Here is a 6,402-nt window from a genome sequence, read left to right as displayed (position 1 = left end):
CCCTCGGTGTTAACTGGGAAGGAAACCGCTCAAACGGGTCTACCTGCGGGAACCGGGACTCGGCGACGCTGTGCCGTGTTGTCCCCCAAACCCTGCTGGAGGCAGCACATCATGGGTAACAGAGTCACCATCCCGACCCTGAGCGTCGGCGTCCTGCTCGCCGGCGTGTTGTTCAGCGCGCCGGTCGCCGCGGCAGCGCCGCCGGCCGCCCTCGCGGCACCGGACATCCCGGTCGCCAACGTCCAGGCCCACCTCTCCCAACTCCAGACGATCGCCAACAACAACGGCGGCAACCGGGCGCACGGCCGGCCCGGGCACAGCGCGTCGGTCAGCTACATCCAGAACCGGCTCAACGACGCCGGTTTCAGCACCTCGGTGCAGTCCTTCACCTCCAACGGCGCCACCGGGTTCAACCTGATCGCCGACTGGCCCGGCGGCGACACCAACAACATCCTCATGTCCGGCGGCCACCTCGACAGCGTGACCGCGGGCCCGGGCATCAACGACAACGGCTCGGGCTCGTCGGGTCTGCTCGAGGTCGCGCTCACCGTGTCCCGCACGAACTTCCAGCCCCAGCGCCACTTGCGGTTCGCCTGGTGGGGTGCGGAGGAGCTGGGCCTGGTCGGCTCGACGTTCTACGTCAACAACCTGCCGGCCGCCGAGCGGTCCCGGATCAAGGGCTACCTGAACTTCGACATGATCGCCTCGCCGAACCCCGGCTACTTCGTCTACAGCAGCAGCGGTCAGCCCACCGGCTCGATCGACCTGCAGCGGGCGCTGGAGGCGCACTACGCCTCGATCGGCGTGCCCACCGAGCTGACCAACGTCGGCGGCCGCTCCGACCACGCGGCGTTCGCCCGGGCCGGCATCCCCACCGGCGGCATCTTCTCCGGTGCCGAGGTCATCAAGACCGCCGCGCAGGCCCAGAAGTGGGGCGGGTCGAGCGGGGTCGCCTTCGACCGCTGCTACCACCGCTCGTGCGACACCACCGCCAACATCAACGTCACCTCGCTGGACCGTGGCGCCGACGCGATCGCCAGCGCGATCTGGGCGCTGGCCGGAACCGGCACGCCGCCGACCGGCCCGCGGTTCCAGAACACCACCGACGTCGCGATTCCGGACCTGAGCACGGTGGAGAGCCCGATCACGGTCTCCGGCGTGCCGGGCAACGCGCCCGCGGCCCTGAGCGTCGAGGTGAACATCCTGCACACCTTCCGCGGTGACCTGGTGGTCAGTGTGGTCGCGCCGGACGGATCCGTGGACGTGATCAGCAACCGGGCCGGCGGCAGCGCCGACAACCTGGTCGGCACGTTCACCATCAACGCCGCCAGCTCGGCCGCCAACGGCACCTGGCGGCTGCGCGTCCAGGACGCCGCCGCGCAGGACGTGGGCAGGATCGACAGCTGGGCGCTGCAGTTCTGATCATCGCCGGCCACCGTCCCGGCTCGACGCGTATCTAGGTCTCGGTTGAGCGGGGTTTGCTTCACTTGAGCTGGGTATTCCCGCGATCAGACGGATCGTCGAGTCGGGGACGGTGGATCATGGCGGCAGACCCGCGGCAGGAGGCCCGGCGCACCGCCGGCCGATTGGTGACGCTGACCCGGGCCGGCCAGCTGGACGCGGTCACCGGCTCGCTGACCCTGCTCAGCTTCGCCGGGCGGCGGCAGGAGCAGCGGCTGCGGCTCATCCTCGGCGCGCTGATCGAGGCGCTCGCGGTGATGCTGATGCGCCGCGCGCACACCATGGGTGTGCGCGGCACGTTCGGCGCGGACCTGCGCCGCGCCGACGAGTCGGCGGTGGACATCGACCGGCTGGCCCCGCCGGTGCGGGCCACCGTGCGGGCGCTGCTGGCGGCGGTGAACGGCTGCCCGCAGGACGCCGACGACCAGGTCGCGCTGGCCCTGGCCGGCGGCGCGACGGCCAACGTGCAGGTGATCGTGCTGGCGCTGAAGTGGACGGCCAACGCCCTGGAGTGGTGCGAGGACGAGGCCCGCCCCGACTGGCTGGACCGCAAGGCGAGCTGACGTCCTATCGGCCCGTGTCGATCACCCGCACCTCACCCCCCGGAACCCGCAGCACGCCGTCGCACCGGGCGCCGGTGAGCAGTTCGGTACCGGCCGCGGGCAGCTTGGCGTCGTGGCCGTCGTGGTTGATCGCGAACAGGAACCGGCCGCGGCGCACCACTTCCAGGCCGGGCGGCAGGTCCTCGCGGCTGGCGACACCGGCGTCGGCGCAGGCGGCGCGCAGCACCCCGTCGAGGTCCGCACCCCGCAACCGGGTGGAGACGTACCAGGCGACGCCCGCGCCGAACGGGTGCCGGGTGACGGCCGGGCCGCCCGGCGCCGGCCCGTCCAGGTAGCTCGCCACCGTGGTCGCGCCGCGCGGCTCGATCAGCTCGGCCCACACGTCGCCGGTCGCGCCGCTGTCCAGCCGGACCGTCTGGCCGGCGCGCAGCGGGCGGAACTCCTCGATCACCAGCCCGAGCAGATCCCGCAGGGCGCCGGGGAAACCGCCCGGGTGGACGGCGTCGTTGACGTCCACGATGCCGGAGAAGTACGACACCACAACGGTTCCGCCCTGTTCGACGTACCTGGCCAGGTTCGCCGCCGCCTCGGTGCTGACCAGGTAGAGGCTCGGCACGACCAGCAGCGGGTGGGCGGACAGATCGCCGGCGGGGTGCACGAAGTCGACCGTCAGGTGGGCCCGCCACAGCCACTCGTAGAACGCCGACACCCGCTCGACGTAGTCCAGGTCGACCGACGGGCGCCAGTCCAGCTCCGCCGCCCACCAGGACTCCCAGTCCCACACCATGCCCACGTCGGCGCGGACCGGTTCGCCGCGCACCGGATCCAGTGTGCGCAGCATGCCGCCGAGCTCGACCACGTCCCGCCAGACCGCGGTTTCGGTGCCGCCGTGCGGAAGCATCGCCGAGTGGAACTTCTCCTGCCCGTACCGGGCCGCCCGCCACTGGAAGAACATCAGCCCGTCGGCGCCCCGGGCCAGGTGCGCCAGGCTGTTGCGGCGTAGCTCGCCAGGGCGCTTGGCGATGTTGCGCGGCTGCCAGTTGACTGCGCTGGTCGAGTGCTCCATGAGCAGCCAGGGCGCGCCGCCGGCCACCCCACGGCTCAGGTCGGCCGCCATCGCCAGCTCGATGTGGTTGTCGGCGCGCTCGGCCCGCAGGTAGTGGTCGTTGGCCAGCAGATCGACCTCGGCCGCCCAACGCCAGTAGTCCATCGTCTTGCAGGCCGCGATCATGAAGTTGGTGGTCACCGGCACACCGGGCGCGCACCGGCGCAGAATGTCGCGCTCGGCCCGGAAGTTGGCCAGGTGCTCGGCCGCGCAGAACCGCAGGAAGTCCAGCTGCTGGGCGGGGTTGCCGGCGGTGGGGGCGCGCCGGGGCGGCTCGATCTCGGCCCAGTCGCCGTAGCGCTGGCTCCAGAACGCGGTGCCCCAGGCCGCGTTGAGCGCGTCGAGGCCGCCGTACCGGTCGGCCAGCCAGCGCCGGAACGCCGCCGCGGAGGTCGCGCAGTAGCAGGCCGGGTTGGCGCCGCCGTACTCGTTGTGCGCGTGCCAGAGCACCAGCGCCGGATGGGCGGCGTAGCGGGCGGCCAGCCGCTCGGTCAGCTCCGCCGCCCGCGCCCGGTAGTCCGGTGAGCTGGGACAGAACCCTTGGCGGCCGCCGAAACCGAGGACCCGGCCGTCCCGGTCCACCAGCCTGCTGCCCGGGTAGCGCCGGGTGAGCCAGGCCGGCGGCGCGGCGGTCGGGGTGGCCAGGTCGACCGCGATCTCCCCGGCGTGCAACAGGTCCAGCACCCGGTCGAGCCAGCCGAAGCGGAACTCGCCCTCGGCGACCTCCAGCTCCGCCCAGCTGAACACGCCCACCGTGACCAGGTTGACGCCGGCTTCCCGCATCAGCGCGACGTCGGTGCGCCAGACCTCCTCCGGCCACTGCTCGGGGTTGTAGTCGCCGCCGTAGGCGATCCGGTCCAGCCTGGGAATGATCATCGATGACTCCTGTGAGCGCTCACAGTCAAGTTGACGTGGTTGACAGCGTCGCATGCAAGGCCCAAAACTGGGAGCGCTCACAGTCCCTCCGGAAACGAGGTCACGTGATGCGATTCGCGCTTCGTCCGATGGTGGTCCTGGCGGCGGCCGCGAGCCTGCTCGTCGCGTGCACCTCCGACGATTCCTCCGGTGGTTCCGGCGGTCCGGTCGAACTGTCGTTCTGGACCTGGGCCACGAACATCGAGCAGGTCGTCGACAAGTGGAACGCGGCCCACCCCGACGTGCACGTCACGGTCAGCCGGCAGTCGCAGGGCGACGAACTGGTCACCAAGGTGCTCACCGCGGCCAAGGGCGGCAACGCGCCGGACCTGTTCCAGGCCGAGTACCAGGCGCTGCCCACGTTCGTCAGCAACGACGTGGTCGCCGACCTCGCCCCGCACATCGCCGACACCAAGAGCAAGTTCGCCGACGGCGTGTGGGCGCAGGTGACCCTGGGCACCGAAGCGGTGTACGCGATCCCGCAGGACAGCGGGCCGATGATGCTCTATTACCGCACGGACCTGTTCCAGCAGTTCGGGTTGACCGTGCCGAAGACCTGGGACGAGTTCGCCGCCACCGCCCGGGCGTTGCGGGCGAAGACCACCGCCAACTTCCTGACCACGTTCTCCAGCGCCGATCCCGGCTGGTTCGCCGGTCTCGCCCAGCAGGCCGGCGGAAAGTGGTGGAGCGTCGGCGGGGACACCTGGACCGTGGACATCGACGACGCGGCGACCCGCCGGGCGGCCGACTTCTGGGGCGGCCTGGTCGCCGAGGGCGTCATCGACGACCAGCCCATGTACACCCCGGAGTGGAACAAGGCGCTCGGCGACGGCACGCTGCTGGCCTGGCCGAGCGCGGTGTGGGCGCCGGGCGTGCTGGAAAGCGTTGCCGCGCCCACCAAGGGAAAGTGGGCGATGGTGCCGATGCCGCAGTGGTCGGCGGGGGAGAACAAGACCGGCAACTGGGGCGGCTCGTCCACGGCGGTCTCGGCCAACTCGCACAACACCGAGGCCGCCGCGCGGTTCGCGGTCTGGCTGAACACCGATCCGGTGGCCACCGAGGCCCTGGTCACCGCGGGCGCGCTCTACCCGGCGGCGCGCGACGCGCAGTCCGGTCCGGCACTGGCCAAACCGCCCGCGTTCATGCCCGACCAGACCGACTTCTACGTCCAGGCCAAGCAGATCGCCGAAGGCGCGGTCGGATGGACCTGGGGACCCAACGTCAACGTCACCTACCAGACGTACAAGGACGCCTTCGGCAAGGCGATCACCGACCGGACGCCGTTCGCCGGCGCGGTCGAGACCATGCACCGGTCCACTGTGGACGACATGCGCAAGAACGGGTTCAAGGTGTCGGGGTGAGGAGCTACCGGCGCGCCGTTCCGTACGCGTTCCTGGCTCCGGCGGTGGTGCTGTTCACCCTGTTCGTGCTGCTGCCGATCGGATACACCCTCTACCTGAGCCTGCACCGGACGAAGATCAGCGGCCTCGGTCTCGGCCGGGGGGCCCGCACCGAGGTGTTCGCGGGCCTGGCCACCTACCGGGAAGCGCTGTCCCACCCGGAGTTCTGGCGCGGAGCGCTGCGGGTGCTCGGCTACGGCGCGATCCTGGTGCCCAGCATGCTCGGCCTCGCGCTGCTGTTCGCCCTGCTGCTCGACCGGCCACGGGTCGCCTTCGGCCGGTTCAGCCGGCTGTCGATCTTCCTGCCCTACGCGGTGCCGGGCGTGGTCGCCAGCGTGCTGTGGGGTTTTCTGTACCTGCCGGCACTGACCCCGCTGCCGGTGCCGGACGGCCTGCTCGGTCCCGGGCTGCTGCTGTTCGCGGTGCTCAACATCGGCCTGTGGGGCGGGGTCGGCTTCAACATGGTCGTGATCCTCACCGCGCTGCGGGCCATCCCGGCCGAGGTCTACGAGTCGGCCCGGCTGGACGGCTGCACCGAGCGGCAACTCGCGCTGCGGATCAAGATTCCGCTGGTGCTGCCCGCACTGATCATGGCGACCGTGTTCACGGTGATCGCCACGCTCCAGGTCTACACCGAGCCGACCACGCTCGCGCCGCTGAGCAACGCGCTGCCGTCGACCTGGACGCCGCTGATGAAGATCTACAACGACGCGTTCGTGCGCGGCGACATCTACTCGGCGGCGGCGTCGTCGGTGGTCATCGCGGCGGTCACGCTGGTCTGTTCGCTGCTGTTTCTGCGCCTGGTCGCGGGCCGCGCGTTCGCGGGGGAGCGGGCGTGACGGCCACGCTGACCAGATCCGTGCGCGCGGCGCCGGTTCGCCCGCCCGGCCGGCTGGCGCGCTCCGCCCCGGTGCCCGCGGTCGTGCTGCTGCTCGGCGCGGCGTACTGCCTGCTGCCG

5 protein-coding genes are annotated in these 6,402 nt (G+C 71.4%); 4 read left to right on the top strand and 1 reads right to left on the bottom strand.

Annotated features, from left to right (window positions below; translation table 11 throughout):
• The first annotated feature begins 111 nt into the window (after positions 1–111).
• Positions 112–1,422 carry a M28 family peptidase gene (locus tag VFO68_RS25580; protein WP_325160932.1) on the top strand — a complete coding sequence of 437 codons (1,311 nt, stop codon included), beginning with the start codon at positions 112–114 and terminating at the stop codon, positions 1,420–1,422.
• A 119-nt stretch (positions 1,423–1,541) separates the two neighbouring features.
• On the top strand, positions 1,542–2,024 hold the full coding sequence (locus VFO68_RS25575; protein WP_325160931.1) for a hypothetical protein: 483 nt from the start codon (positions 1,542–1,544) through the stop codon (positions 2,022–2,024).
• 4 nt (positions 2,025–2,028) lie between these two features.
• On the opposite strand, the gene VFO68_RS25570 is transcribed toward VFO68_RS25575, so the two are convergent.
• On the bottom strand, positions 2,029–4,005 hold the full coding sequence (locus VFO68_RS25570) for a beta-galactosidase (protein ID WP_325160930.1): 1,977 nt from the start codon (positions 4,003–4,005) through the stop codon (positions 2,029–2,031).
• 107 nt (positions 4,006–4,112) lie between these two features.
• On the opposite strand from VFO68_RS25570, the gene VFO68_RS25565 reads away from it, so the two are divergent.
• Positions 4,113–5,405 carry a sugar ABC transporter substrate-binding protein gene (locus VFO68_RS25565; protein WP_325160929.1) on the top strand — a complete coding sequence of 431 codons (1,293 nt, stop codon included), beginning with the start codon at positions 4,113–4,115 and terminating at the stop codon, positions 5,403–5,405.
• The gene (locus VFO68_RS25560; RefSeq protein ID WP_325160928.1) at positions 5,402–6,283 is read left to right on the top strand and encodes a sugar ABC transporter permease; all 882 of its coding nucleotides are present in this window, start codon (positions 5,402–5,404) and stop codon (positions 6,281–6,283) included. The genes VFO68_RS25565 and VFO68_RS25560 overlap by 4 nt, the downstream gene beginning before the upstream one ends.
• Positions 6,284–6,402 lie beyond the last annotated feature (119 nt).

The organism is Actinophytocola sp. (assembly GCF_035712165.1).
Classification (GTDB): Bacteria; Actinomycetota; Actinomycetes; order Mycobacteriales; family Pseudonocardiaceae; genus DASYTH01.
This window is presented reverse-complemented; position numbering and strand designations above follow the sequence as displayed.

Excerpts from the sequence above, each read along its gene's own strand:
- VFO68_RS25580 (WP_325160932.1), top strand. The coding sequence starts at position 112 with ATGGGTAACAGAGTCACCATCCCGACCCTGAGCGTCGGCGTCCTGCTC.
- VFO68_RS25575 (WP_325160931.1), top strand. The coding sequence starts at position 1,542 with ATGGCGGCAGACCCGCGGCAGGAGGCCCGGCGCACCGCCGGCCGATTG.
- VFO68_RS25570 (WP_325160930.1), bottom strand. The coding sequence starts at position 4,005 with ATGATCATTCCCAGGCTGGACCGGATCGCCTACGGCGGCGACTACAAC.
- VFO68_RS25565 (WP_325160929.1), top strand. The coding sequence starts at position 4,113 with ATGCGATTCGCGCTTCGTCCGATGGTGGTCCTGGCGGCGGCCGCGAGC.